This window comes from Marinobacter antarcticus, assembly GCF_011049865.1.
Classification (GTDB): Bacteria; Pseudomonadota; Gammaproteobacteria; order Pseudomonadales; family Oleiphilaceae; genus Marinobacter; species Marinobacter antarcticus_A.
This window is the reverse complement of sequence record NZ_DRGY01000135.1, coordinates 1-25,986: the sequence shown is the minus strand read 5'-3', so window position 1 is coordinate 25,986 and position 25,986 is coordinate 1. Positions and strand designations below refer to the sequence as shown.

General features: G+C 54.8%; 22 protein-coding genes, 3 tRNA genes and 1 pseudogene. 15 read left to right on the top strand and 11 right to left on the bottom strand.

The features are described from left to right. Positions 1–902 (top strand): LPS export ABC transporter permease LptG (lptG, locus tag ENI00_RS16305; RefSeq protein ID WP_304104643.1); only part of this gene is annotated, 902 nt, incomplete at its 5' end. A gap of 38 nt (positions 903–940) precedes the next feature. Here lptG and ENI00_RS16300 read toward each other — a convergent pair. Then, positions 941–1,465: an RDD family protein gene (locus tag ENI00_RS16300; RefSeq protein WP_304104641.1), complete on the bottom strand. Its 525-nt coding sequence runs from the start codon at positions 1,463–1,465 to the stop codon at positions 941–943. Between the two features lie 141 nt (positions 1,466–1,606). Here ENI00_RS16300 and alaS point away from each other — a divergent pair, with 141 nt between their 5' ends. The 7 genes and pseudogenes from alaS (at position 1,607) to ENI00_RS18820 (ending at position 6,740) form a co-directional block, all read left to right on the top strand. Further along, positions 1,607–4,237, top strand: a complete 2,631-nt coding sequence (alaS, locus tag ENI00_RS16295) for an alanine--tRNA ligase (protein WP_304104639.1) — start codon at positions 1,607–1,609, stop codon at positions 4,235–4,237. Between the two features lie 109 nt (positions 4,238–4,346). Then, positions 4,347–5,585 carry an aspartate kinase gene (locus tag ENI00_RS16290; RefSeq protein ID WP_304104638.1) on the top strand — a complete coding sequence of 413 codons (1,239 nt, stop codon included), beginning with the start codon at positions 4,347–4,349 and terminating at the stop codon, positions 5,583–5,585. A gap of 149 nt (positions 5,586–5,734) precedes the next feature. Continuing rightward, a complete protein-coding gene (gene csrA, locus ENI00_RS16285) occupies positions 5,735–5,932 on the top strand; it encodes a carbon storage regulator CsrA (RefSeq protein ID WP_100640407.1) in 198 nt (65 codons plus the stop codon). Between the two features lie 127 nt (positions 5,933–6,059). Continuing rightward, positions 6,060–6,149 (top strand) — tRNA-Ser (locus ENI00_RS16280). A gap of 67 nt (positions 6,150–6,216) precedes the next feature. After that, positions 6,217–6,293 (top strand) — tRNA-Arg (locus ENI00_RS16275). 56 nt (positions 6,294–6,349) lie between these two features. Next, positions 6,350–6,426, top strand: a tRNA-Arg gene (locus ENI00_RS16270). A 175-nt stretch (positions 6,427–6,601) separates the two neighbouring features. Beyond that, positions 6,602–6,740, top strand: a pseudogene (locus ENI00_RS18820) (hypothetical protein). On the opposite strand, the gene ENI00_RS16260 reads toward ENI00_RS18820, so the two are convergent. The 4 genes from ENI00_RS16260 to ENI00_RS16245 form a co-directional block, all read right to left on the bottom strand. After that, positions 6,732–7,289, bottom strand: coding sequence for a winged helix DNA-binding protein (locus ENI00_RS16260; protein WP_304104635.1), 558 nt, complete (start codon positions 7,287–7,289; stop codon positions 6,732–6,734). The pseudogene ENI00_RS18820 and the gene ENI00_RS16260 overlap by 9 nt on opposite strands. A 58-nt stretch (positions 7,290–7,347) precedes the next feature. Further along, positions 7,348–8,652, bottom strand: coding sequence for a TRAP transporter large permease (locus tag ENI00_RS16255; RefSeq protein ID WP_304104632.1), 1,305 nt, complete (start codon positions 8,650–8,652; stop codon positions 7,348–7,350). Positions 8,653–8,656: 4 nt separating this feature from the next. Continuing rightward, complete coding sequence (locus ENI00_RS16250; RefSeq protein WP_304104630.1) at positions 8,657–9,196, bottom strand: TRAP transporter small permease; 540 nt, start codon at positions 9,194–9,196, stop codon at positions 8,657–8,659. Positions 9,197–9,287: 91 nt separating this feature from the next. Then, positions 9,288–10,310, bottom strand: a complete 1,023-nt coding sequence (locus ENI00_RS16245; protein WP_304104628.1) for a TRAP transporter substrate-binding protein — start codon at positions 10,308–10,310, stop codon at positions 9,288–9,290. A 412-nt stretch (positions 10,311–10,722) separates the two neighbouring features. Here ENI00_RS16245 and ENI00_RS16240 point away from each other — a divergent pair, with 412 nt between their 5' ends. Further along, complete coding sequence (locus ENI00_RS16240; protein WP_304104626.1) at positions 10,723–11,478, top strand: 5-oxoprolinase subunit PxpA; 756 nt, start codon at positions 10,723–10,725, stop codon at positions 11,476–11,478. A gap of 6 nt (positions 11,479–11,484) precedes the next feature. Here the strand turns inward: ENI00_RS16240 and ENI00_RS16235 are convergent, their stop codons facing one another. Next, on the bottom strand, positions 11,485–13,341 hold the full coding sequence (locus ENI00_RS16235) for a HAMP domain-containing methyl-accepting chemotaxis protein (protein ID WP_304104624.1): 1,857 nt from the start codon (positions 13,339–13,341) through the stop codon (positions 11,485–11,487). A 29-nt stretch (positions 13,342–13,370) separates the two neighbouring features. Next, positions 13,371–13,907, bottom strand: a complete 537-nt coding sequence (locus ENI00_RS16230) for a DUF2058 domain-containing protein (protein WP_304104622.1) — start codon at positions 13,905–13,907, stop codon at positions 13,371–13,373. A 107-nt stretch (positions 13,908–14,014) separates the two neighbouring features. On the opposite strand from ENI00_RS16230, the gene dbpA reads away from it, so the two are divergent. The 4 genes from dbpA to ENI00_RS16210 all read left to right on the top strand — a co-directional run bounded on the left by dbpA (position 14,015) and on the right by ENI00_RS16210 (position 19,020). Then, positions 14,015–15,388 (top strand): ATP-dependent RNA helicase DbpA, encoded by a 1,374-nt coding sequence (dbpA, locus tag ENI00_RS16225; protein WP_304104620.1) that lies wholly within the window; start codon positions 14,015–14,017, stop codon positions 15,386–15,388. A gap of 216 nt (positions 15,389–15,604) precedes the next feature. Then, complete coding sequence (locus ENI00_RS16220; RefSeq protein WP_304104618.1) at positions 15,605–15,856, top strand: OadG family protein; 252 nt, start codon at positions 15,605–15,607, stop codon at positions 15,854–15,856. A gap of 45 nt (positions 15,857–15,901) precedes the next feature. Then, on the top strand, positions 15,902–17,683 hold the full coding sequence (gene oadA, locus ENI00_RS16215; protein ID WP_304104616.1) for a sodium-extruding oxaloacetate decarboxylase subunit alpha: 1,782 nt from the start codon (positions 15,902–15,904) through the stop codon (positions 17,681–17,683). 14 nt (positions 17,684–17,697) lie between these two features. Next, complete coding sequence (locus ENI00_RS16210; protein ID WP_304104615.1) at positions 17,698–19,020, top strand: sodium ion-translocating decarboxylase subunit beta; 1,323 nt, start codon at positions 17,698–17,700, stop codon at positions 19,018–19,020. Between the two features lie 95 nt (positions 19,021–19,115). Here ENI00_RS16210 and ENI00_RS16205 read toward each other — a convergent pair whose 3' ends face one another. The 3 genes from ENI00_RS16205 to imuA are packed head-to-tail and all read right to left on the bottom strand — an operon-like array spanning position 19,116 to position 24,373. After that, positions 19,116–22,259 (bottom strand): error-prone DNA polymerase, encoded by a 3,144-nt coding sequence (locus ENI00_RS16205; RefSeq protein ID WP_304104613.1) that lies wholly within the window; start codon positions 22,257–22,259, stop codon positions 19,116–19,118. After that, a complete protein-coding gene (locus ENI00_RS16200) occupies positions 22,259–23,677 on the bottom strand; it encodes a Y-family DNA polymerase (RefSeq protein ID WP_304104611.1) in 1,419 nt (472 codons plus the stop codon). Before ENI00_RS16200 ends, ENI00_RS16205 begins: the two co-directional genes overlap by 1 nt. Before the next feature lie 6 nt (positions 23,678–23,683). Further along, a complete protein-coding gene (gene imuA / locus ENI00_RS16195) occupies positions 23,684–24,373 on the bottom strand; it encodes a translesion DNA synthesis-associated protein ImuA (protein ID WP_304104609.1) in 690 nt (229 codons plus the stop codon). 126 nt (positions 24,374–24,499) lie between these two features. On the opposite strand from imuA, the gene ENI00_RS16190 reads away from it, so the two are divergent. Then, positions 24,500–24,847: a 4a-hydroxytetrahydrobiopterin dehydratase gene (locus ENI00_RS16190; protein ID WP_304104607.1), complete on the top strand. Its 348-nt coding sequence runs from the start codon at positions 24,500–24,502 to the stop codon at positions 24,845–24,847. Between the two features lie 6 nt (positions 24,848–24,853). Here the strand turns inward: ENI00_RS16190 and ENI00_RS16185 are convergent, their stop codons facing one another. Then, positions 24,854–25,030: a DUF2897 family protein gene (locus tag ENI00_RS16185; protein WP_304104605.1), complete on the bottom strand. Its 177-nt coding sequence runs from the start codon at positions 25,028–25,030 to the stop codon at positions 24,854–24,856. Between the two features lie 132 nt (positions 25,031–25,162). On the opposite strand from ENI00_RS16185, the gene yghU reads away from it, so the two are divergent. Beyond that, positions 25,163–25,986 (top strand): glutathione-dependent disulfide-bond oxidoreductase (gene yghU, locus ENI00_RS16180; protein WP_304104603.1); only part of this gene is annotated, 824 nt, incomplete at its 3' end.

Below are 25,986 nucleotides of genomic sequence, written 5' to 3'. Positions count from 1 at the left end.
TTACGCTGCCGCGCAGGGTATATGACTATCTGCCGTTGGGTGCCTTTATGGGATGCCTGATAGGCTTGGGGGCCATGGCCAGCTCCTCCGAGCTTACGGTTATCCGTGCTGCCGGCGTGTCTCTCAAACGGGTTGTCTGGTCGGCTATGAAGCCGGCGTTGGTGGTGGTCCTGCTCGGCATTGTGATTGGTGAATACCTGGCGCCACCGGCCGAACGAGCTGCCGAAAGCTATAAGTCCGTTGCGCTTGGCACTGGCCAGAATGTTGCAGCAGCCCATGGGGTATGGCACCGCGAGGGCAATACGTTCATGCATCTTAATGCCGTGCAGCCTGGCGGTGTACTGCTCGGCATTTCCTTGTTCCATTTCAACGATCAGCGTGAGTTGATGGCGTCCAGTTTTGCAGAGCGGGCGACGTATAAGGGCGATCACTGGATGTTGGAGAACTCCACCACCACACGCCTTGAAGGCGATTCCACAAGCCGTGAAGAGCATAAGTCTTTGCGCTGGGACACCGGGCTGTCGCCCGATGTGTTGAGTGTGTTGATCGTCAAGCCTGAAAACCTCTCAATGACCGGCCTTTACACCTACGCCAATTATCTTGGCGACCAGGCGTTGAATGGCGCTCCCTACTGGCTGGCTTTTTGGAAAAAAGCACTGATGCCGCTGGGTACCGGGGTAATGGTGCTGGTCGCCATTTCGTTTATCTTCGGGCCCTTACGCTCGGTAACCATGGGTTTCCGTGTGTTTTCAGGCTTGCTTGTAGGGCTGATTTTCAAATATATGCAGGATCTGTTGGGCCCCATGAGCCTGGTCTACGGTTTTAACCCGGTGCTTGCCGTTCTCGTACCGATTGCGGTGAATGCGGTTGCGGGTGTGGTGTTGATGCGCAGAGCCGGTTAGCCGCAAGATCCCTTTGGCCGAGTTAAGCCTGCCTTGGATTATTTAGGCAAGGCTACAACGATGCTGTTGGAAAACTTGTCGGTAAGCGAAAGGCCGTTCACAGGCAAAAACAGAGCGATAATCACCGGAACACTCAAAAGCAGTGTTGCTGAACTGAGATAATAGCCGGCCAGCAGCGTCGTGAATAATACCGCAGCGGCCGTTACGTAACGGCGAAGGGCCTGGCTCCAGCTCACGTTGGAGCCGTCCAGATTTTCTATGCGTATACGCCATACCTGCATGCCGAGTGTTTGTCCGATGCGTGTCCAGAAATAGGCAAAGAACAGGTACATCACCAGAAACAGCACGAACGTCAGGCCCGGATCACCGGATAACTGGCCCGCTTCCGCTTTTTGTTCAAGGCGATCCCATCCCGTAATCCAGCCGGTAATCATGGTGTACGCCCAGGTGGTAACCAGAAGCACTGCGATACTGATCAGCCCGTCATAGGTAATGGCAAGTAATCTTTTGAGAAATGTCGCCGGGGGCAGCAGTTCATCAGCGGCGTGGAAGCGTCGGGGCATGGGATCTCCTGTGATGTTTCACGTTTTTCCTGTAACCGGCGTGTGCTAGAGTAGCGGATTTACGCACCCGTGTAAGTATTCGTATTCAATCGCGGATCCGGCCGTTTTCAGGTGGGATTTCTTGAAAGGTATCAAAGGGCTATGAAAACCGCAGAGTTGCGACAGGCATTTCTCGATTATTTCAAACAGCAAGGTCACTCCATTGTTTCAAGCAGCTCTCTGGTGCCGGTGGATGATCCGACACTGTTGTTTACCAATGCGGGAATGAACCAGTTTAAAGATGTGTTCCTTGGCCGTGAGGAGCGGGACTACAGCCGCGCGACCAGCTCCCAGAAATGTGTCCGTGCCGGTGGTAAACACAACGATCTGGAGAATGTTGGCTATACAGCACGCCATCACACTTTTTTCGAAATGCTGGGTAACTTCAGCTTCGGCGATTACTTCAAACGCGAAGCAATTAATTATGCGTGGACGTTTCTGACCGGCGCTGAATGGCTGAACCTGCCGTCTGAAAAGCTGTGGGTAACGGTCTATGCAGACGATGACGAAGCATACGACATCTGGAACAAAGAAGTAGGTGTGCCCGCAGATCGCATTATCCGCATTGGCGACAACGGCGGCGCCCGCTACGCCTCGGATAACTTCTGGCAAATGGGTGATACCGGCCCCTGCGGCCCGTGTACCGAAATTTTTTACGATCATGGCCCGGACGTGGCGGGTGGTCCTCCGGGGAGCCCTGAGGAAGACGGCGATCGCTACATTGAGATCTGGAACGTGGTCTTCATGCAGTACAACCGAACCGCCGATGGTGAAATGCTTAACCTGCCAAAACCTTCCGTTGATACGGGCATGGGTTTGGAGCGAGTAACGGCCGTTTTGCAGGGCGTGCACAGCAATTATGAAATTGATCTGTTTGACGATCTTTTGAACGCTGCGTCCCACGTGCTCGGCGGCGCTGCAACCACAGAGGCCAGTTTGCGTGTGGTGGCTGATCATATCCGGTCTTGTGCGTTTCTGATTTCCGATGGCGTTATGCCCTCCAATGAAGGCCGTGGTTTTGTGCTGAGGCGCATCATTCGGCGTGCCGCGCGCCATGGTAATAAGTTGGGTGCCACCGGCCCGTTCTTCTACAAGTTAACCGGCGCGTTGGTTAACTTGATGGGCGAGGCATTTCCGCAACTGATCAGCAGTCAGAAGCAGATCGAAAGAGTGTTGCTGCAAGAAGAAGAGCAGTTTGTAAAAACTCTGGATAAAGGCCTGCGGCTTCTCGAACAGGATATTGCTGAACTCGAAGGCGAGGTTATTCCGGGGGAAACCATCTTCACGTTGTACGACACCTTCGGCTTCCCGGTGGATCTTACGAACGATATAGCCCGTGAGCGCGGCTTGACGCTGGACTATGAAGGTTATGAAAAGGCCATGGAGGGCCAGCGTGAACGAGCCAGAGCGGCCAGCAAATTTGGCATGGATTACAACGCGGCGGGTTTGGGCATTGACGGCAAAACCGAATTTACCGGTTACGACCAGATTGATGGCCACGAGCGCATCCGGGCGGTTATCGTTAACGGCGAACGGAAAAGCGCAGAAGCCGGCGATGAAGCCGTTGTGGTGCTGGAGCGCACGCCGTTTTACGCCGAATCCGGTGGCCAGGTGGGTGACACAGGGTTGCTGACCTGGAGCGGTGGCCGCTTCAAGGTTACCGACACCCGCAAAGACGGCGACAACCACCTGCACGTAGGCACTCTTATCGAGGGTGAGCTGTTTCAGGGTCTGGAAGTAGATGCTCGCATTGATCACGCCCGACGAGACAGAACCCGGCGTAATCACTCTGCAACGCACTTGTTGCACGCAGCTCTGCGCAGGGTTTTGGGCGAGCACGTTGGGCAGAAGGGCTCGCTCGTTGATCCCGACAAGCTGCGTTTCGACTTTTCGCACTTCGAGGCGGTTACGCCTGAGGAGCTGAAAGAAATCGAGCGACAGGTCAATGAGCAGATTCTCGATAATACGGCGGTGCAAACCGACATTACCGACATGGAGCAGGCGCAGGAGAAAGGCGCTATGGCTTTGTTTGGTGAAAAGTATGGCGACGTTGTGCGCGTGCTGAGTATGGGATCGGACAGCTATTCCGTGGAGTTGTGCGGCGGTACACATGTGGAGCGCACCGGTGATATCGGCCTGTTTCGCATCATATCGGAGAACGGTATTTCCTCCGGTGTTCGTCGCATTGAGGCGGTTACCGGTTTCGGCGCGCTTGAGTGGGTGGATGAAACCGAGCGTACTTTGCGGGAAACGGCTCGCCTGGTGAAAGGCAGCCGTGAAACGGTTATCGACAAGGTGCAGCAAACGATCGAGCGTAACCGGCAACTCGAGAAGGACATCGATGCGCTCAAGGCAAAGCTCGCCAGCTCCGCAGGAAGCGATCTTGCAGATTCTGCTGTAGAAGTGGCCGGTTTGAAGGTGGTTGCTTCAGAGCTCCAGGGCGCAGACCGCAAGACGCTTATGGAAACCGCTGACCAGCTCAAGAACAAGCTGGGTGAGGGCGTGGTTGTGCTTGCCAGCGTTGATGACGGGAAGGTGACTCTTGTGGCAGGCGTCACCAAGTCGGCAACCGGCAGAATTAAAGCGGGCGATCTGATGAAGCATCTGGCTGAATTGGTTGATGGCAAAGGCGGCGGCCGGCCTGATATGGCTCAGGGTGGCGGCAACGACGCCTCGAAGCTTGCAGAAGCGCTTGCCGGCGTGCCGGGGTGGGTTGAGAAAAATATCAACTAAGCGACTGTTTTTCTTAAGCGGTCGGGGTTTATAATTCTGGCCGCTTGTTTTTTGATTGGCAGGGCTTCGCGCTCTGCTGTCGTTCTCTGATTCGCAAACTGGAAAAACGATGGCTCTGTTGGTTCAGAAATATGGTGGCACCTCAGTAGGCACTACTGAGCGTATAGAAGCCGTTGCGGAAAAGGTGTGCGGCTTCCGCAAACAAGGCCATGATGTTGTTGTCGTTGTTTCTGCCATGAGCGGCGAAACCAACCGGTTGATCGCGTTGGCTAACGCTATAATGGAAGAGCCCACGCCCCGCGAGATGGACGTTCTGGTCTCTACCGGAGAGCAGGTCACGATTGCGCTTCTTTCCATGGCTCTGCAGAAGCGTGGGTGCGATGCTCGCTCGTATACCGGGCCTCAGGTTCGCATACTGACAGACAGCATGCACACCAAAGCGCGCATCAGCGAAATCGACGATCATCGCATGCGCGACGATCTGAATGCTGGCCGCGTGGTGGTAGTGGCTGGTTTTCAGGGAGTTGATGAAAATGGCAACATTACCACCCTGGGCCGGGGTGGCTCAGACACAACGGCGGTTGCCCTTGCGGCTGCGTTAAAGGCGGATGAGTGCCAGATCTACACGGATGTAGACGGCGTTTACACCACCGATCCAAGGGTGGTGGACACAGCGCGTCGCCTGGATCGGATTACGTTCGAAGAAATGATGGAAATGGCGAGCCTGGGTTCCAAAGTACTGCAGATTCGCGCCGTAGAGTTCGCGGGTAAATACAACGTTCCGTTAAGGGTTCTCTCCAGCTTCGAGGAAGGTGAGGGCACTCTGATTACTCTTGAGGAAACTAACGCCATGGAAAAACCGGTTGTCTCCGGCATCGCTTTTAACCGTGATGAAGCCAAAGTTACGATCTCGGGTGTGCCTGACACCCCGGGCAGCGCACTCCGTATTCTGAAACCGGTGAGCGAAGCGAACATCGATGTGGACATGATTGTTCAGAACGTGGGTGAAGATAACCGCACGGCGTTCACGTTTACCGTTCACCGCAACGATTTCAAGCGCGCGAAAGAAGTGCTTCAACGTGTTGCGGACGAACTGGGTGCCCGTGAGGTTAGTGGCGATACCAAGATTGCGAAGGTCAGTATTGTTGGGGTAGGGATGCGTTCTCATGCGGGTGTTGCGACCAAGATGTTTGAAGCGCTTTCGGTTGAGGGCATTAACATTCAAATGATCTCCACATCAGAAATCAAGATCTCTGTGGTGATTGACGAGAAATATCTTGAGCTTGCGGTTCGAGCCCTTCACAGTGCGTTCGAGCTCGACAAACCCGGGGTAGAAGAAACCCTGTAAAAAAGAGACGCGCTTTTTGGGCTTCTGATCGTATGCAGCCGTATAAGGGAATATGCGTCTGTCGATTAACCAGTGGCGTCACTATAAACGTCGAACTAATTAAAACATTACTTGTCGGAACAGGTAGCTCTGAATAGGGGATAAGGGACATGTTGATCTTAACTCGCCGCGTTGGTGAAACTCTCATGGTCGGTGACGATGTTACCGTTACCGTGCTGGGAGTGAAGGGTAATCAGGTGCGGATTGGTGTGAATGCGCCGAAAGAAGTTGCAGTGCACAGGGAAGAAATTTATCAGCGTATCCAATCTGAAAAAGACGGGGATGAGCCGGAGCCTGGCAACAGCTGAGCATTGAGAAAGGCCGTTCAGGTGTGACCCGAGCGGTTTTTTTGTTTTTGGGGGAAAGGTAAGTTAAAAAAATTGTGTCAACCCTATGAAAACAGAAAAATTATGGTAGTATACGCCCCGTTCTCAAGGAGAGGTGGGTGAGTGGCTGAAACCAGTTCCCTGCTAAGGAACCGTACGCGAAAGTGTACCGAGGGTTCGAATCCCTCCCTCTCCGCCATTTTCTTTTTTAGAAAGAAAAGCAGAACAGGTTGAACTAGCAATCAACCACAGTAAGTGATCAATGCGCGGCTGTAGCTCAGCTGGATAGAGTACTCGGCTACGAACCGAGCGGTCGGAGGTTCGAATCCTCCCAGCCGCGCCACTACTTGCAATACCCTCTTGAAAAGGCTCTGCCCGATCTCGAGTGAAAGACGTTAGGCGGCTGTAGCTCAGCTGGATAGAGTACTCGGCTACGAACCGAGCGGTCGGAGGTTCGAATCCTCCCAGCCGCGCCAAATTAAAGCCAAAGCGCCTCAGCTTGTGCACTCCACAGGTTGGGGCGTTTTGCATTGTGTTCGATGTCACTTGAAGTGCTATGGTAAATAGGCGTGTGATCCGTTTAGCGGCTGTCGACATACTGAGCCAGTATGCCCTGAGCTCAGAGTCCGGGTGATTAATGTGGTTGATCTGATGACTCTACAGCCGCACCAATCATCATAATCTTCACGTGCGCGGGTATAAGGAGGAGGGCCGCACAACCACGCCGTTTGATATGGCCCGGGCTCAAATGGCCTTGTGGGCGCCTTCCGGGCGTAACAACTTACAGTGACGCCGCAGAGCGCGCCGCCTGATCGTAAAGCCCGGATATGCCCCTCAGGAAGCCTGCCACTGCTCCGGTGTCGGCGCCCGAGAATCCCAGCGTTCGTAACGAATCCACCAGGCACTCTTCACGTATTTCGCGATAACGACGGCATACCGCTTTGCCCTTTTCTGTGGCTGAATAAAAGGTCTCTTTACCGTGTTTTTCCGATTTGACCACCTCGTGTTTTAACAGCTTCTTGAGCGCGTAGGTCACGGTATGGCTGTCTTCTACGTTCAGCACCAGGCAGATATCAGCCGTTTTCTTGGCGCGGTCACGATGGTTCGCGCTGTGCAAAACCAGAATGTCCAGCGGGCTTAATTCGGGTAAGCCGGCTGCGTTCATGCAGCGCACCATCCATCGGTTAAACGCGTTGCCGGCAACAATCAGCCCGAACTCCAGCTCAGACAATTCCATTGCGCTGTTAGAGGCGAGGTGGGCGGACGATACGATAGGGCCCACTTTACGATGCGTGCTGCTGTTATCCGAATCCTGCGGGGTATCATTGGTTTTTTTCATGATCAAGCAAGTGCTCTTTATCAATTGTGTTGCTTTGGATTATCCGCTCAAGACTTTATCAGTTGCCCATCTTGCTGGGCAGATACGTCACGATTGCCGGGAACAGGGTGATGAGAATCACGCCACTGAGGATCAAAAGGAAGTAGGGCAGCGCTGCCCAGGCGATTCGCAAAATGTTTTCCCCGGTCAGGCCTTGAATCACGAACAGATTGAAACCCACCGGCGGCGTAATCTGGCTCATCTCTACAACGATGACGAGGTAGATGCCAAACCACAGAGGATCAATGCCGGCGGCCTCTACCATTGGCAGAATCACGGATGTGGTCAGCACCACAACCGAGATGCCGTCCAGAAAGCATCCCAGAAGAATGAAAAACAGAGTCAGTGCCATCAACAGCATGTAAGGTGACAGGCCCAGGGTGTCAATCCAGGCGGCGAGCTCCCGCGGAATACCTGTAAAGCCCATCGCGGTCGTCAGGAAGTGCGCGCCTACAAGAATGAACGCAATCATTGATGAGGTTTTAACGGTACCCATCAGGCCGTTTGAGAAGGTGTTCCAGTTCAATGAGCCGCTTTTCCACGACAGAAGGTGCGCCAGAGCGACACCTATAGCGGCCGATTCTGTGGGGGACGCCAGACCCGCATAGATTGAGCCAATCACCCCGACAATCAGCAACATCACCGGAATAAGGGGCCGGCTGCGTTGCACTTTTTCCTTGAACGAGAAGGATTCGGCCTCGCCCACCGGCACCCCGGACGGGTTCATCAGTGACCAGATCATCACGTAGCCCGCGAACAGAAACATCAGCATCAAACCGGGAAGGATCCCCGCCACGAAGAGGCGGGCGATGGACTGTTCCGTTGCCACTCCGTAAACAATCAGAATAATCGAAGGCGGAATCAGCAGCCCCAGAGTGGCCGATCCGGCCAGCGTTCCCAGAATCTGGTTCTTGTTATAACCACGCTTGGTGAGTTCCGGTATGGACATTTTACCGATGGTCGCGGCAGTCGCGGCTGATGATCCGGAGATCGCCGCGAAAATACCGCAGCCGATGATGTTGGTGTGCAGCAGTTTCCCGGGCACCTTGCCGACCCAGGGGGAAATGCCGCGGAACATCTCTTCGGATAGACGCGAGCGAAACAGAACTTCGCCCATCCAGATAAACATTGGCAGCGCGGCCAGATCCCAGGATACGCTGGCGCTGTAAAACGCTGTAGAAAGACTGTCGCCTACCGGGATACCGCTGAAAAAATACAGCGCAATGCAACCGATGGCGGTTAATGAAAACGCAACCCAAAGCCCTCCGGCCAGGAGCACTAAAAGCAGACACAGCAGTAACAAGCTCATCCAGATCATTTCCATGAGCTTACTCCTGAGGTGCTTCGTTGTTTAGTTGTGTAATCTGGCCGCTGGCGAGCGAAAAAAAAGCGTCCAGTAAAGCGATCAATAGCCACGCCAAGCCAAGGGTCATGGCAGCCTGCGGTATCCAGAGCGGTACGGGTACCATGCCGATTGATAGGTCACCATAATCGAAGCTGTCCAGTGCCAGGCGAGCGCTCTGCCATGTGGCAAAGCCGGTAATAGCGGTGGCAACCAGAGTGACCATCATGTCCATGACACGATGTAAGGATTCGGGAAGGTACTGAAGCACCAGGGTGACGCGGATGTGTCCGCCTTGCCAGAATGTGTAGGCAAGACCAAAAAATGTTGCGCCTAGCAGCAAAAACGCCGCAATTTCAGCAAGCCCGGGTATACTAAGTCCCAGAGCATCGAAACCCGCCCACACCAGCAGTTTGTCGAGTACGCGCCCCAGAACCTGCGCCACGATCATTACCATGATAAGTGTTAGGCTCAGCGCTGAGAGCGCGCCGCCTAGCCTGTAAAACGCATCGAGTGCTCTGCGCACGGGCTTGTCCTCTTGTTGTGACCCGTATTGCAGGGCAGAAAGGGTTCTAGCCCCAGACACTGGCTACCCGGTGCCTGGGGCTGCCTCGTGATTACTGCTTGTTGTACGCGTCAATCAGAGCCTGGCCGCTTTCGCCGGCACGCTCAAGCCATTCCTCTGTCATGGTATCGCCAACCTTTTTCAGGCGCTTGACCAGCTCAGGCGAAGGCTCAGACACCTCAATGCCGTTGTCACGCATGATTTTTATCTTGGCGTCTGTTTCTGCTTTGCTTGCTTCCCAGCCCCGCTTTTCAGCTACTTTAGCGGCGTCTTCGAGTGCTTTTTGGGTTTCTTCAGGCAGGCTGTCAAACGCTTTTGCGTTAACAATCACCATGTTTTTGGGAAGCCACAACTGTGCATGGTTAAAGTTCGTGAGGTAATCCCAGGCGCGGGTATTGGCGCCGGTAGAGGGCGACGTGATCATTGCATCAACGCGGCCTGTGCCAAACGCGGTCGGGATATCGGGCACTTCTACCTGAGTCGGTAGTGCGCCAAGTAACTCGGCAAGCCGTTCGCTGGATTTGTTATAAGCGCGCATTTTTACACCTTTCAGTTCTTCTCCGGTTTTCACCTCGAACTGGGTATAAATGCCCTGAGGGGGCCAGGGCACGGCAAAAAGAAGCTTCAGGCGTTGGGCTTTCAAACGCTCGGAAAGCACACCTTTTGATGCTTGCCATAGTTTCCAGGCCTGATCGTAATCGCTGGCGAGATAGGGCACTGAATCAACTTCAAACAGTGGGTCTTCGTTTGCAAGGCGCGACATGATCAATTCGCCAATGGGAACCAGCCCGCGGCGTACAGAGTTTTTGATTTCTGGGTGTTTGATCAGCGAACCGCTGCTGTGAACGGTAATGTCCAGTTCGCCGTCAGTAGCTTCCCGCACATCGTCAGCAAACTGGCGAATGTTGACGGTGTGGAAGTTGGAATCGCCATAGGGCGTGGGCATATCCCACTCTGTGGCCTGGGCGCTGCCAACCGCCAGCGTCAGAGCGGCGGCAGTGAGCACGCCGCCAATACGCTTCATATAACGAGCAGAAGCAACGTGTTGGCGAGGGAGTTTGGTGCTTTTTTGCATGATGTTTGTCTCCTGGCACTGACAGTCACGGTGTACGTCAGTTGTGTCTGTTGTTGTAGTTTGTAAAGCACGGAATGGACATCTGTTCTGTGCTTTATCTGATCAAAATTAGTTGTATGGCGAGCGGCTGTCAAACCTATTAACGAAAAAATGTTGGAAAAACGTCATTGTAATGCCGATAAATTATCAATAAATTATTTTAAAGGTCTATGATTTAACCAGCGGGAAACGGTGCAGCTCGGCCGGTGTTGAAGGCTTGGAGGGTGTGGGCCAGAGCTTGGCATATGCCCAATAGCGTGCATATGAGTTCCCCGGTGGGATTGATGTAGACTTAAGAAATGATGAAACAGGTATTGTTAACGGTTGGTTGCTTGGGCTGCCATCCATTTATCCACCTTGACAGGGGAATGACATGCTACTGAATTGCGATATTGGTGAAAGCTATGGCGCCTGGACCATGGGGCTGGACGATCAGGTGATGCCGTATGTTGACCAGGCGAACATCGCCTGCGGCTTCCATGCCGGGGATCCACTGGTTATGTATAAAACGGTAGAACTGGCACTGAAGCATAAGGTAACACTGGGTGCTCACCCGGCTTACCCGGATTTGCAGGGATTTGGGCGACGTTCAATGGTGTGTAGCCCGGATGAAGTTCAGGCTATGGTGCTTTATCAAGTGGGTGCGCTGGGCCAAATTGCTGCAGCCCAGGGTGGGCAGCTCAGCTACGTCAAGCCTCATGGCGCGTTGTACAACGACATGATGCGAAACGAATCTCTTTTGCGGGCCATTCTCAGGGCGTTGAGCCAGTCTCCGGGAAAACTGGCGTTGATGGCAATGACGACGGCCGATAATCAACCGCTGAAAGCCCTGTGCGCTGAATACAAGGTTGAGTTACTGCTGGAGGCGTTTGCCGATCGTGCGTACGACGAACAGGGATACCTTGTACCCAGGAGCGCGCCCGGTGCAGTGCATCATGATTCCGATACGATTCTGCGCCAGGTGCTCGCCATTTCCCGCGGCGAGAGTCTACAAGCGATCAATGGCAAACCGTTGTTCCTTGAGGCCAATACCCTGTGCGTTCACGGCGACAACCCCGAGTCGGTTGCCGCCGTGCGCGCTATCCGTGAGGCGTTGGACGAACAGGCACGGGATGAACAGACAATCTGAGTTTGCTCAGAGCCGGAACCTGGATACCAGAGCCTGCAACTCACTGCCAAGCCTCGCCAGCTCCAAACTGGAACGGGCTGTCTGATGTGAGGACGCAGCAGATTGATCGGTAACGTCACGAATACTGGTGACGTTCTGATTGATCTCTTCCGCGACAGACGTTTGTTGCTCAGACGCTGTTGCAATCTGGTTATTGTACTGCTTGATTTCATCCACCGAGCGGGTGATTCGCTCAATAGATGTTCCGGTCGCAGTGGCCCGTGTGAGGGTATCAGAAGCCAGTGTCGCGCTGGATTCCATTGCGGACACCGAGTTCTTCGCACTATTCTGCAGCGAGGTGACAAGTGTCTCGATTTCCTGAGCAGAGCTCTGGGTTCGACGGGCCAGGGAGCGCACTTCGTCGGCAACCACAGCGAATCCGCGGCCTTGCTCTCCCGCACGGGCCGCCTCAATGGCAGCATTCAGCGCCAGCAGGTTCGTTTGTTCCGCGACCGTCTTGATCACATCCAGGACCGTTCCTATGCTGGTCGTTTCCTTCTGTAGGCCTTGAATGATTGCCATGCTCTGGTTTACTTCCTGGGTCAGGCTGTTCACTTGATTGACGGTTTCTCTGACCTCGTGTTCACCCTCAGTAGCCTGGTTGGCCGCATCCGAAGCAACGGTAAAGGCCTGCTCGGCGTTGCGGGCAATTTCGGCTACCGTCGCGGTCATCTCATTCATCGCCGTGGCCACCTGATCGGTTTCATGCTTCTGGCGGTTAATGCCATCACTGGTCTGGCTGGTAACGGTTGAAAGCTCTTCTGCAGATGCCGCAATATTGGTGGCGCCGGATTCAATGCTTCGCACCAGCTCACGCAAGTTACTCACCATAGTTGCCAAGGCCGCCATCAGGTGGCCTATCTCATCGGTGCGGTTGTTATCGATACGAATGGACAAATTGCCGGAGGCAACTTCCGAAGCGACGACCACCGCATGATTGATGGGGGACGTGATGGCACGAGTGATCAGATACGCCATCAAAATGCCGAGTAGCACAGCGACACCGGTTGTGCCGAAGATCAACATGGTGGCATGCTTCTGGTCGATTTCCATTTTAGTCACCTGAATTTCCCGCAGGCCGTTCGCGGATTCGATGACCCGCCTGGCGGTTATGACCATATCCTGTGAAAGCTGTTCGCTGGACTCGGTCAGCCCTACAACCGCTTGAAATTCGTCCACGTAGGATTCCAGTGCCTTGATGACCTGATCTTTTTCCTCTGCGCTGATCGCAGCCGATTTCAAAGGCCCTTGGATCCGTTTTGCGTCCTCGAGGTAGGATTTAACGCTGAGAGGATCACGCTCTCCGAGAAACTTCCGCTCCGAGCGGCGCATGTCTTCAAACATTGCCGATGCAAAAAACAGCGAACTGTGTGCATTGAGAGAGGATCCCAAAACCCTTGCTTTCGTCTCAAGCCTGCTCAGAGACTCCTGCCGCTGGTTGGTGTTTGATTCCACATTGCTCATCAGTCGCTGATATTTCTCAATGTCCGCCTGGATACTTTCCAGAACGGCGAGGTCTGCATCAACCACCAGTAGAGGTTTGATACGGCGTGTGATCTCAAGAACATCATCGCCGTGGGCCCGGGAGGCGCGGACATTTTCCGCATCACCTGACAACAAAAAGTTTTTTTCTTCAACGCGGGCTTCTGTCAGGCCAGTATTTACCTGGCCCAGCATGGCTACGATGCCGGAGCGCTGGCTGTAAGTGTCCAGCGCCTGGCTGCCAACAATGCCCACGACAATAGTGAGCACCAATAACAGCGCAAAACCGCCTGCCAACTTGCTTCGAATGCTCATGTTGCCGAAGAAGGTTGCAAGTTTCATAGTATTTCCTTAAAGCGTGAGATAAGTCATTACCACATCAGGTCATCTGGAATTTCATAACCTGCATAAGGATCATCTTCCCCGACATCATCTTTTTTGCGATCGTGAAGCACAACCACCGCCTGCTCATCGCGCTCGATAATCTTGCGCGCTACGCCGTCGGCGACAATCTCGTACTGGTCATTGACGAAGACAATCGCGAGCCGGCCGCGTGATAATTGATCAGCCAGGACGTCGTCCACGTACAGTTTCTTGATTTTTTTGTCGTGCACGAATTGGTAAGACGTATCCCCCCGGCTGCGATCCAGCCGATTGGTATCCACCAACTGGCGAATCTGGGCTTGGACCGCTTTTTTCTCGGCTTCCTGTTGGCGTTTAAGGTTCAGTTGACGGTCGCTCTCGACTTTTTCGTCTCGGGCTTGGCGAGCGCGGATTTCTGTTTCATTGACCTGCACCGTACCTTTGGGCTGCTGTTTGCGCTGCTTGTGTTTTTCGTTGCGAATAGCTTTGGCCTTTTTCTGGTCGGCCAGGCCCGCTTTCAATAGCTGATCCTGCAGGGACGCCATGGGATAACTCCATTATTTGGTCATAAACTCTGGTATTCTAGCGCGACAGTATACGCCCTCATGTTTACCTTCTTAACCAGCAATCGCTGATTCCGGGATTTTCTTGTATGCCTTCCTTTAAAGAACTTGATCTGTCTGCAGCCATGCAGGCCAATCTTGCCCAGTTGGGTTTTGCCGAGCCGACGGACATTCAGGCCCGTGCGCTGCCGCACTGCCTGGCCGGGCGGGATGTGATTGCCATGGCCAAGACCGGCAGTGGTAAAACAGCAGCCTTTGGTATCGGGCTTATTGAAAGCCTGAAACCGAAGTTGTTTGCGGTTCAGGGGCTGGTGATGTGCCCAACCCGTGAGCTGGCGGATCAGGTCGCGAAAGCGCTGCGGGAAATGGCCCGGGCGCAGGAGAATATCAAAGTTCTCACGCTCTGCGGTGGCGTGTCTATCGGCCCACAGATTGGCTCACTGGCCCATGGGGCTCATATTGTTGTGGGCACGCCGGGACGGATTGCAGATCACCTGCGCAAAGGCACCCTGGATCTGAAGCGTCTCACCACTCTGGTTCTGGATGAAGCAGACCGAATGCTGGATATGGGATTTCAGGACGCCATGGAAGAAATTCTTGGCTATACACCGAAGCAGCGTCAAACGTTGATGTTCTCGGCCACCTGGCCTGAGCCTATTCGAAAACTCAGCGCAGGTTTTCAGCGTGAGCCTGTAGACGTGCGGGCCGAATCTCAAAGCACGAACGCTGATATTCATGAACTGTTTTATGAAATTCCTGCCCCGGAGCGCACCCGTGCCATCGTGAGTTTGCTATCTGAGCATCAACCGGCTTCGTGCCTGGTGTTCTGCGCTATGAAGCAACAGTGTGATGAGCTGGCAGCAGAGCTTATGGCCCAAGATTTCTCGGCTATGGCTCTGCATGGTGATCTGGAGCAGCGTGAGCGTGACAGTGTACTGGTGCGTTTTTCAAATCAGAGCTGTCAGGTGCTGGTCGCAACAGATGTGGCCGCCCGCGGGCTGGACATAAAGGCCTTGCCCCTGGTTATCAACGCCGAGCCGGCTCGGGACCCCGAAGTGCACACTCATCGTATAGGGCGCACTGGACGTGCAGGGGAGACTGGGCTGGCGGTTACTCTGTGCAGCCCGGCCCAGGGACACAAAATTAACCGTCTTGAAAGCGAGCGTGGCCGCCCGGTGGTTTGGGGCGACTCGGAGATTTTGCTGTCAATTCCACCGCAACCAATCGTGCCCGCAATGAAAACCCTTTGTATCGCGGCCGGGCGCAAGGAAAAACTCCGGCCGGGTGATGTGCTTGGCGCACTTACCGGCGAAGCAGGGCTTAACGGCCAGTCTGTGGGTAAAATCGATCTGTTTGATTTTCAGTGTTTCGTTGCCGTAGAAGCGGGGCAGGCCAAGCGAGCTATGAAACGCCTGGAAGATGGGAAAATAAAGGGTCGCAAGCTAAGAGTCAGGCTGGTCTGAAAGCCGGCCTATGGGCTTTTGGGGCGAGTCAGGCGTGTCGGAGACCACTCGGAAAGTTCGTATATCTATTTGTATATTGGTTGCTCACACCGTGCGAAACCGGTAAATTACGCAGGATTTTGCCTCTCGGTTGGCTTTGATTCGCCCTGAACATACGTCTTGGGTGTTTCAGTGTTCCCGGGAAAATCCATAAACAATAACAGGTAGCTATTCACTATGGATGAGCTGATGTCACAAGCCGTCGATCTGATGGTTGCGGGTATGGGTTTCGTGTTCGCGTTTCTGATTGTTCTGGTATTCGCGACTCTGCTTATGTCCAAACTGCTTACCCGGTTTGCGCCGCCTGAGCCGGTAACCCCGGCCAAAACACCTCGTGCCAAAAACAGGGCACCGGCATCGGTTGATCCTGATACGGCAGAGGCGATCAAAAAGGCGATTGTACAATTCCGGTCGCGCCACAAGAAGTGACCCGGTAACCGATTAGATAGAACCTTTAAAGAGAAGGCTGACACGATGACTGATACAAAGAAACCGCTGGGGATTACGGACGTCATACTTCGCGACGCCCACCAGTCCCTGCTTGCCACCCGTATGCGGCTCGACGACATGCTGCCCATTGCCGAGAAGCTCGACAAAGTTGGTTTCTGGTCTCTGGAGTCCTGGGGTGGCGCCACCTTTGACTCCTGTATCCGTTATCTGGGTGAAGATCCTTGGGAGCGCATCCGTGAACTGAAAAAAGTCATGCCTAATACGCCTCAGCAAATGCTGCTGCGTGGCCAGAATCTGCTGGGCTACCGGCATTATGCGGATGACGTGGTAGAGCGGTTTGTAGAACGTGCCGCTGAAAATGGCATTGACGTGTTCCGTATTTTTGACGCCATGAACGATCCGCGCAACCTGGCGACTGCCATCAAGGCCGTGCGTAAAACCGGCAAGCACGCACAGGGCACGATTGCCTACACCACCAGCCCGGTGCACACCATTGAGATGTGGGTTGAGCTGGCGAAGGAAGTCGCAGACATGGGCGCGGATTCCATTGCCATCAAGGACATGGCGGGCATTCTCAAGCCCTATGTGGCCTTTGATCTGGTCACCCGTCTGAAAAAAGAACTGGATATCCCGATTCACATGCAGTGTCACGCCACCACCGGCATGTCTACCGCCACCGCCATCAAGGCAGCAGAAGCCGGTATTGATAACGTGGACACGGCCATCTCTTCAATGAGTATGACCTATGGCCATTCGCCCACCGAAGCAATCGTAGCCATTCTGGAAGGTACAGACCGTGACACCGGCCTTGACCTGAATCTGCTTGAAGAGATTGCCAGTTACTTCCGTGAAGTGCGCAAGAAGTATGCGAAGTTCGAAGGTAGCCTGCGGGGTACGGATACCCGCATCCTGATTGCCCAGGTTCCTGGCGGCATGCTAACCAACATGGAAGGCCAGCTCAAAGAGCAGAACGCCGCAGACAGGTTTGATGAGGTGCTGGCGGAAATCCCCAGGGTTCGTGAAGATCTGGGATATATCCCGTTGGTAACGCCAACGTCCCAGATTGTTGGCACTCAGGCGGTTCTGAACATTCTTACCGGTGAGCGTTACAAGTCTATCTCCAAGGAAACCTCTGCCATTCTGAAGGGCGAATATGGCTCCGCGCCGGCGCCGTTCAACAAGGAGCTTCAGGAGCGCGTTCTGGACGGGAAAGAAGCGATTACCTGCCGTCCGGCCGATCAGATTGAGCCGGAAATGGACAAACTGACCGACGAATTGAAAAAAATGGCGGACGAGAAAGGCATCAAGCTGGCGGATAACAGCGTTGACGATGTGCTTACTTATGCTCTGTTTCCGCAGATCGGCCTGAAATTCCTGGAAAATCGCGGCAATCCGGACGCCTTTGAGCCGGTTCCTACGGCTGAAGATGCACATCCGGCTAAAAAATCCAGCGGCCCCGAAACCTATACCGTTGATGTTAATGGTAAGAAGTACGTGGTTGCGGTTTCTGAAGGTGGTGAAATTTCCCAGATTCAGGGTGAGGGCGGAGCCGTATCGGCCGGGTCTTCTGCGCCTCTTCCGGCCGCCGGTGAAGGCGAGCCTGTTCTTGCGCCTCTGGGTGGCAACATTTTCAAGGTACTGGTTTCACCGGGTGACACCATTGAAGAAGGCGATGTGCTGATTATTCTCGAAGCCATGAAAATGGAAACCGAGATTCGCGCGTCTAAGGCCGGCACCGTCGGCGAAGTCTTCATCAAGGTCGGCGATGCCGTCTCTCCTGATGATGAAATGCTGACAATCGCATAAAGGGCCAGCATTCCATGGATAAATTAATGACGTTGTGGACAGGCAGTGGCCTGTTTAATCTATCAATCGGCCAGTTCTTCATGATCTGTGTCGGTCTTCTTCTGCTGTTCCTTGCCATCCGTAAGGGCTTTGAGCCGTTGCTGCTGGTTCCGATTGGTTTTGGTGGCATTCTGGCGAACATCCCGGAGGCTGGGCTCGCCCTGTCTGCGGCGGAAAATGCGATCCATTTTGCGAATCCGGATGCGCTTGCCGCGCTTGCAAGTGTTCTGGACGTTGGTTTTCAGTCAGGGCAGGTGGTCACCCCAGAGGTTTTGGGGGCGCTCAAGGAGGCTTACAAGGTTGCAGATTATGCAACGGTTCAGCAGGCCGGTGTCGTTGCCCAGAGCTTGGGTTATACCAACGGTATGCTTTACAACTTCTACTCCGTTTCTATCGCAAGTGGCGCGGCCCCGCTGATAATCTTTATGGGTGTCGGGGCCATGACGGACTTTGGTCCGCTGCTGGCTAACCCGAAAACAATGCTGCTTGGTGCGGCCGCTCAGTTCGGTATTTTTGGTACCGTTATTGGTGCAGCACTGCTCAACTGGAGCGGTGCCATGGACTTCACCATTCTTGAGGCAGCGGCGATCGGCATTATCGGTGGTGCTGACGGCCCGACGTCCATTTATGTGTCGAGCATTCTTGCACCGCACCTGTTAGGTGCCATTGCGGTTGCCGCGTATTCCTATATGGCTCTGGTTCCGATGATCCAGCCGCCCATCATGAGGGCGTTGACGACGAAAAAAGAGCGGGCGATCAAGATGTCCCAGTTGCGCCCGGTGAACAAGAGGGAAAAAATTATATTCCCGATTGTGGTGCTGGTTGCGACCGCTTTATTTTTGCCGGATGCGGCGCCACTACTGGGTATGTTCTGTTTCGGTAATTTGATGCGAGAATGTGGCGTTGTCGAGCGTTTGAGCGATGCGTCCCAGAATGCGCTGATCAACATTGTGACCATCTTTCTGGGTCTTTCTGTGGGTTCCAAATTGGGCGCTGACAAGTTCCTGGATTTACAGACCCTGGGCATTCTGTTGCTGGGTATGGCGGCATTTTGTGTGGGTACGGCTTGTGGTGTTCTGATGGCCAAGCTGATGAACAAGTTCACCAAGGAGCCAATTAACCCGTTGATTGGCTCTGCGGGTGTGTCTGCTGTGCCGATGGCAGCGCGGGTGTCCAACAAGGTGGGTCTTGAGGCGAATCCGCACAATTTCCTGCTGATGCACGCCATGGGCCCGAACGTTGCGGGTGTCATTGGCTCTGCTGTTGCAGCGGGTGTGATGATTAAACTGCTTACCTGATCATTCTCCACTGCACCGAAAACCCCGCCATGCGTTAGTTTGGTGGGGTTTTTGCTTTTAAGGGCGTGGCCTTGGGAGTTTGAGCCGGTGCGGGTTTACTGAAAATCCCGGGAGTTGATCGGGAGCGTTTTTATCAGGTGGCTCAGGTCCGAGAGCTTTCCTGCCATTATGTGAACAATCTCTCCTTCTCTTTCCAGAATACCTTTCACGTGTAACAGTCGCGCGGTGAGTAACGGTTTGCGTTGCCGGCGAGCGGTTTCCAGCCAGACGACGACGTTAACGTTGCCGGTTTCGTCTTCCAGTGTAACGAAGGTAACGCCGGAGGATGTGCCGGGGCGTTGGCGGCCGGTCACCAGGCCGGCTACTTGTACGGGGATGCCGGCTTTGGTGGTTTTGAGTTGTTCGGCGCTGAGACAGAACTGTAAGTGGCCCTGTTCCCGGAGCAGGGCCAGTGGGTGGCGTTGCAGGGTCAGGCCTTGGCTGGCGTAGTCGGCGAGTACGCTCTGGCCTTCGGTGGGTTCCGGCAGTTGGTTGCAGGTTTCGGGATCGTGGTGCTTGTAGCTTTCGTTGTCTTCTGCTGCTTCTATTATTGTCGAAAAAAGCTTGGCGGGTTGTTCGTGGCCCAGCAGTTGCCAGTATGCCTGGTGGCGATTAGAGGCGAAGGCCGGCATGGCGTTAGCGCCGGCCAGCAGTTCCATTTCGCGCTGGTTGAGGCCCGCTAAGCGGCGCAATTCAGCGGAAGACCGGTAGCCGGTTTCGGGGCGATGTTGGCACAGGCGTTCGGCGGCGCCTGTTGAAAATCCCTGGATGATTCTCAAACCCAGGCGCAGTTGATCGTCGGGGCCTTCCAGAGTGTGATCCCACTGACTACTGTTTACGTCTGGCGGTAACGCGGTCACGTCATGGCGCTGTGCGTCCTGTACCAGTTGCGATGGGGAGTAAAACCCCATGGGTTGGCTGTTGAGAAGGGCGCAGTAAAAGGCGGCTGGATGGTGTCGTTTGATCCATGCGGAGACGTAAACCAGCAAGGCGAAGCTGGCGGCGTGGGATTCCGGAAAGCCATAGCCGCCGAAACCGCAAATTTGCAGGTAGAGACGCTCGGCAAAATCAGCGTCGTGTCCGTTGTCGAGCATGCCTGTAATGAGCTTTTCCCGGAATTGGGTCATATCGCCGTGAGATTTCCAGGCGGCCATGGCGCGGCGAAGCTTGTCGGCTTCGCCGGCCGTGAAGCCGGCAGCGACCATGGCCAGTTTGATAACCTGCTCCTGAAAAATGGGCACGCCCAAGGTGCGCTCGAGCACGCCACGTACGGCATCGTTGGGATAATTCACCGGTTCCAACCCATGTTTCCGGCGCAAGTAAGGATGCACCATGTCGCCCTGAATGGGGCCAGGGCGAACAATAGCGACTTCAATCACCAGGTCGTAGTAGGTTGCGGGTTTCAACCTGGGCAGCATGTTGATCTGGGCGCGGGATTCCACCTGGAATACGCCGATGCTGTCGCCTTTTTGCAGCATGTTGTAGGTGGCAGGGTCTTCCTGGGGTATGTCTTGCATTCGCAAGGGTTGGCCTTTCTGTTTGCTGATCAGTTCCAGAGCTTTGCGTATAGCGGTGAGCATGCCCAGTGCGAGCACGTCCACTTTCATCAGGCCCAGGCTTTCCAGATCGTCTTTGTCCCATTGGATGACGGTGCGGTCGGCCATGGCGGCGTTTTCCACCGGAACCAGATCGGCCAGCGGCCCGGCGCTGATCACAAAGCCGCCCACATGCTGGGACAGGTGGCGGGGAAAGCCGAGCAGGGTGTTCACCAACGCAAAGAACTGATCGGCAACCTTTGGGTTGCGGGTCAGGCGTTTATCGAGAATCTGCTGACGCCAGTTGGTAGCTTTGTCGCGCCAGTCAATGCCTTCCAATAGTTGCTCCACCAGGGCCGGATCAAACCCCAGCGCTTTGCCTACGTCCCGGATGGCGCTGCGGGGGCGATAGCGAATAACCGTTGCGGCCAGTGCGGCCCGCTCCCGGCTGTATCGGCGGTAGATATACTGAATAACTTCTTCCCGGCGCTCATGCTCAAAATCCACGTCGATATCCGGTGGCTCATCTCTGTCTTTGGAAATGAAACGCTCAAACAGCAGGTCCACCTGGGCTGGATTTACTTCAGTAATACCCAGGCAATAGCACACTGCGGAGTTGGCAGCCGAACCGCGGCCCTGGCACAGAATGCCGCGGCTGCGGGCGAAGGCAACAATGTCGTGAATGGTGAGAAAATAATGTTCGTATTTCATCTCTGAAATAAGGCCCAGTTCTTTGCGGATCAGAGCCTGAACAGACAAGGGCGTGCCTTCCGGATAACGTTGCCGTTCGCCCTCCTGGGTCAACCGTTTCAGGTAAGCCGCGGGGGTGTCTCCCTCGGGCACAAGGTCTGGAGGGTATTCGTAGCGCAGGCTGCCGGGCTCAAAGGTGCACTGTTTGGCAATGCACAGAGATTCTTTCAGCCAGGTTTCCGGAAATAGCCGCTGCAGTACTGGCAGCGGCCGCAGGTAGCGCTCACCATTCTGGAACAGGCAGTGGCCGGCGCTTTCCAGGCTTTCGTGGTTGCGCAAGGCGGCGAGCACATCCTGCAGCGGTTGCCGCTCTCGGCTGTGCATATGCACCTCGCCGGTGGCTGTAATCGGGCAGCGCAGGTGGTCAGAGAGCCAGCGGACACGGGCCAGGTGTTGTTCCTCGCCGGATTCCAGAGTGCGGGCGGCGGCAATCCAGAGGCGGTGTTCAAACAGCCGGAGTAACCATTCGCCGCAAGACTGAGCCTGGTCTGCATTGGCTTCAGCCGCTGAGGGCGGTAGCCACAGGCACAGGCAGTCATCCAGAGCATGGGTTTCTACGTCTGTGTGGAAAAGCTGGTACTGTCCCTTTTCTGCCCGGCGGCGAGCGGTGGTTATAAGCTGGCAAAGCTGCCCATAGCTCTTGCGGGTTCGGGCCAAAAGAATAAACCGGGGCGTGCTGGCATCGGGCGGGGCATCCTCCAGTTCAAACCAGCTTCCGGTAATCAGTTTTACAGGGCTTCCCTTTAAAGCGGCCCAGGCACGGGGAATGCCTGCCACCGAGCAGATATCGGTGATCGCCAGGGCAGTATACCCAAGTTCCAGGGCGCGTTCTGCAAGCTCATGGGGGTGAGAGGCTCCGGTCAGAAAGGTGAAGTTGCTGAAACAGAACAACTCGGCGTAGGAGGGGGTGCTCATCAGCCAAACCAGCCGTGTACAAACCAGCCTTCCCGTACATCCCGGAATACCCAAGCCAACTGGCCGTTGCTCAGTTGAGCAATGTAATAATCCCGGTGCACCCGTCGATCATCCCACCAGCCGCCGCTGATCCGTTCCGGGCCGGTGAACCACGCCTGCGGGATTTCCGTCAGCGGTTGCGGCCCTCGCAGAAGCCACAAGGGGCGTTGTGGCAGTTGGTTGGTTGTTGTTGCCGCCACGCGGCTTGTACGCCGTACTTCTGACGCACTCCAGGCCTGTTCGGGCCGGTGATCGGCTTTGGGTGCAAGTTGCTTCAGGGCGTTTTCCCCAAGCCTTGCCTGCAGGCGGCTCATCAGGGTGTGCCAGGCCTCTTTCAGATCCTGGCTTTCGCCCAGCAGGTCCTGGCCACCGGGAGCTTCCCGCCCAAGAAATCGTTTTACGGTTAATCGCAATGATACAACCGGAGCTTGCAGTGGCTGTTGTTCAAACCGCAGACTGATCAGGTTGAGAAACGCTTCTGCTCGGTGTTCGGGGCCAGACGTGCGGATGCGAAGGCGTGTTGGTTCTGCGTGCCGGTGCTGAAGCATCAGCAGCAAGCTGTCGGTATCCTGTTGGCGCCAGCACAGGTCCTTTTCCAGCTCAGAGAGTATGCGTTGCAGTGGAAACAGCAGCCCCTGTGACCGTTCAATGTCCTGCACAAAATCTGCCTGTTGCCGGAAATAATGGGCCGGTTGCCAGGGCGCCTGGGGGTCGGGCCTTGAGCCCTGGATTTTCTGGAGATACGCCAGAGTTTCAGGAGACAGCCTGCGCGCCATGTCTGCCGGTGATAAACGGAACACCTCGTCCAGAGTATTCAGCCCAAGCCGTTGCAGGCGCGTGCAAGTGCGCTCGTCAAACTCTGCGGTTAACAAGGGCATCTGGCCGATAATACGAAGAATATGATTCTTGTCGAGGGTGCATTCTCCCTTGCCGTTACGTGCAATCAGGCGCGCAGCCAGAGGTGTGTGGCCAATGCCCGGCCAAGCTGTAAGCTGACGCTCGTGCAAAACCTCTTCCACGATTTGCCAAACCGCCGGCAGCCCGCCATACAACCGTTGCAGGCTGCCGACTTCGGCCAGCAAACCGTTAGGCGGAACCAGAACAATATGGGCCGCATAGCGATACAGCCAGCGGGCCTGATCTTCCAGAATTCGGGCCTCTTGTTGCTGATCTGCTCTTACTATGCCCAGTTCCGGCGCCAGGCTGATAGCCGTTTTCAGGCGCATGCCTACCTTCACGCCCATGCTTTGTGCAGTGGGGCAGGCCTGTATCACTTTTTGCCCCGAACCCTCCACAATAACCAGTGCAGAGACGTTTTCACTGGTACGGCGAATGTGATCCAGCAACAGATGAGGGAAATGCAGATAGAGCCAAAGCATAAAAAATTACCGGGCCGATGTGGGCCAGGGGCCCTGAACCACGCGGGTCGCTTCACTATGAAGCAGGCCCGCCCGGCGAGCCATAGCCAGCGAACAGCGTTGGCCGGGCCAACTGCCGCGGCGCTTCACAACGCTCACCTTCAGGCTCTGTTGATCACCAGGCTCCAGTTCAAGGCGCAGGGCGGCCGGGGAATTCTGCTCGGCGTAGCGCCGTTCACGAAAAAGCACGCAGACATTGCTGCCGGCTTCGGCCGCCAACTGCAAACGCCGGATTTCGCGGGTCGCCAACTTGCCGGGCCAGGCCATCACCAGGCCTGTGACCGGGGAACGCAAGCAGTTCTCCAGTGTCCAAAGTAAATCACCTTTGTTCTGGGTGTGAATCATGACCACCTGATCCAGATTGATATTTTCCCGCGCCAGTGCCGGGGCATAAGGCGTGTGCGGTGGGTTCAGCCAGAATACGGTTTTGCCTGCCATTGATAGCCGCTGCATCAATGGCGTTAACAGAGACAGCTCGCCAATGCCGGGGGCGTCCAGAAGGCATTCGCTCAGGGCGCCTCGGGGCCAGCCGATGCCTCCGAGCTGGTTGTCCAGAACCGGATAGCCCGTGGGCTCTGCCGGCTGAGTGGTTTTGTTGTGCCTGTGCCCCTGCCAGATGCGGGCATCTTGCATCAGCGTGTTAAGAATCTCGCTCATGATAAAATCTCGAAGTACTGTTTAAATATACAGTATTCTGAAGAGGGGCTGATTTCAAGACGCAGGTTGATAAAATGCGCAACCGAACCCACGTTTGTATAACAACGTCAGCATTGGAGGCTTTTTATGAGTGAATTTACCGAACAACACTGTGAAGCGTGTAGCGCGGATGCCCCAAGGGTCACCGGTGAGGAAAAACAAGCATTGAGCAAAGAAGTTCCGGGCTGGGACATCGTCAAAGTGGGCGGCGAAGAGCAGCTATGTAAAGAGTTCAAATTCAAAAACTTTGTTAATGCCCTGGCCTTTACCAACAAGGTTGGTGAGTTGGCTGAGGCCGAAGATCATCATCCGGCCATTCTTCTGGAATACGGCAAGGTGGCCGTAAGCTGGTGGACCCATACGATTGGTGGTCTGCACAAAAACGATTTTATTATGGCCGCAAGAACAGATTCCGCCTACGGAGACAGGCAGTAACCCGGCTTACCATTGGTCATCGTCAGCTTTTTCCTGCGCCTCAAGCTCGGCTTTACGCTTGCGAATCTCATCAATCTTGTCTTCAGGGAGGTGCGTTTTATTGGCAGAGTCCCGCAATACAACAAGGCTGCCGATGATCAGGGCCACGGCAATGAGCAGGAAAATCCATCCTATCATTGGCATACGTATGACTCCCTTGGGGTGCGGTGGTCTCTATATAGTGAAGCACGTGGAGTTGCATACACAACCTAATCGACGGAATATTCTATGGCACTCGCATACGAAGCCGTCAGTAAATAAGGAACATCCATAATTATGAGTGATTCAAGCTACGTTCCACCAAAGGTCTGGAAATGGGAATCTGAAAGCGGTGGCGCTTTTTCCAATATTAATCGCCCCATTGCAGGCCCGACTCACGAGAAAGAACTGCCCATTGGCAAGCATCCGTTGCAACTGTATTCACTGGCCACACCAAACGGTGTAAAAGCGACGATCATGTTGGAGGAACTGCTTGAGCGGGGCGTCAGTGGCGCCGAATATGATGCCTGGTTGATTCGCATCCAAGAGGGCGATCAGTTTGGTAGCGGGTTTGTCGGCGTTAATCCGAATTCTAAAATTCCGGCCCTGCTGGACCGCTCCCAGGATCCCGCTGTCCGGGTGTTTGAGTCTGGCTCCATTCTGCTTTACCTAGCAGAAAAGTTTGGCCAGTTTTTGCCTGAGGATATTGACGGGCGGACACAGACGCTTAACTGGTTATTCTGGCAGATGGGCAGTGCACCGTTTGTTGGCGGCGGCTTCGGGCACTTCTTTACCTATGCCCCCGAGAAGTACGAGTACCCCATCAATCGCTACGCCATGGAGGTCAAGCGGCAATTGGACGTGTTGGATCGCCAGTTGGCAGACAACCGGTATATCGCGGGCGACGAGTACACCATCGCAGATATGGCCATCTGGCCATGGTATGGCGCTTTGGTGCTCAACAAGGTTTACGATGCCGCAGAGTTTCTTGAGGCGCATACCTATACCCATCTGCAGCGTTGGGCGCAGGAAATTGAAAAGCGGCCAGCTGTCCAGCGCGGGCGTATGGTAAATCGCACCTGGGGCGAGCCTGAAGAGCAGTTACCTGAGCGCCACGATGC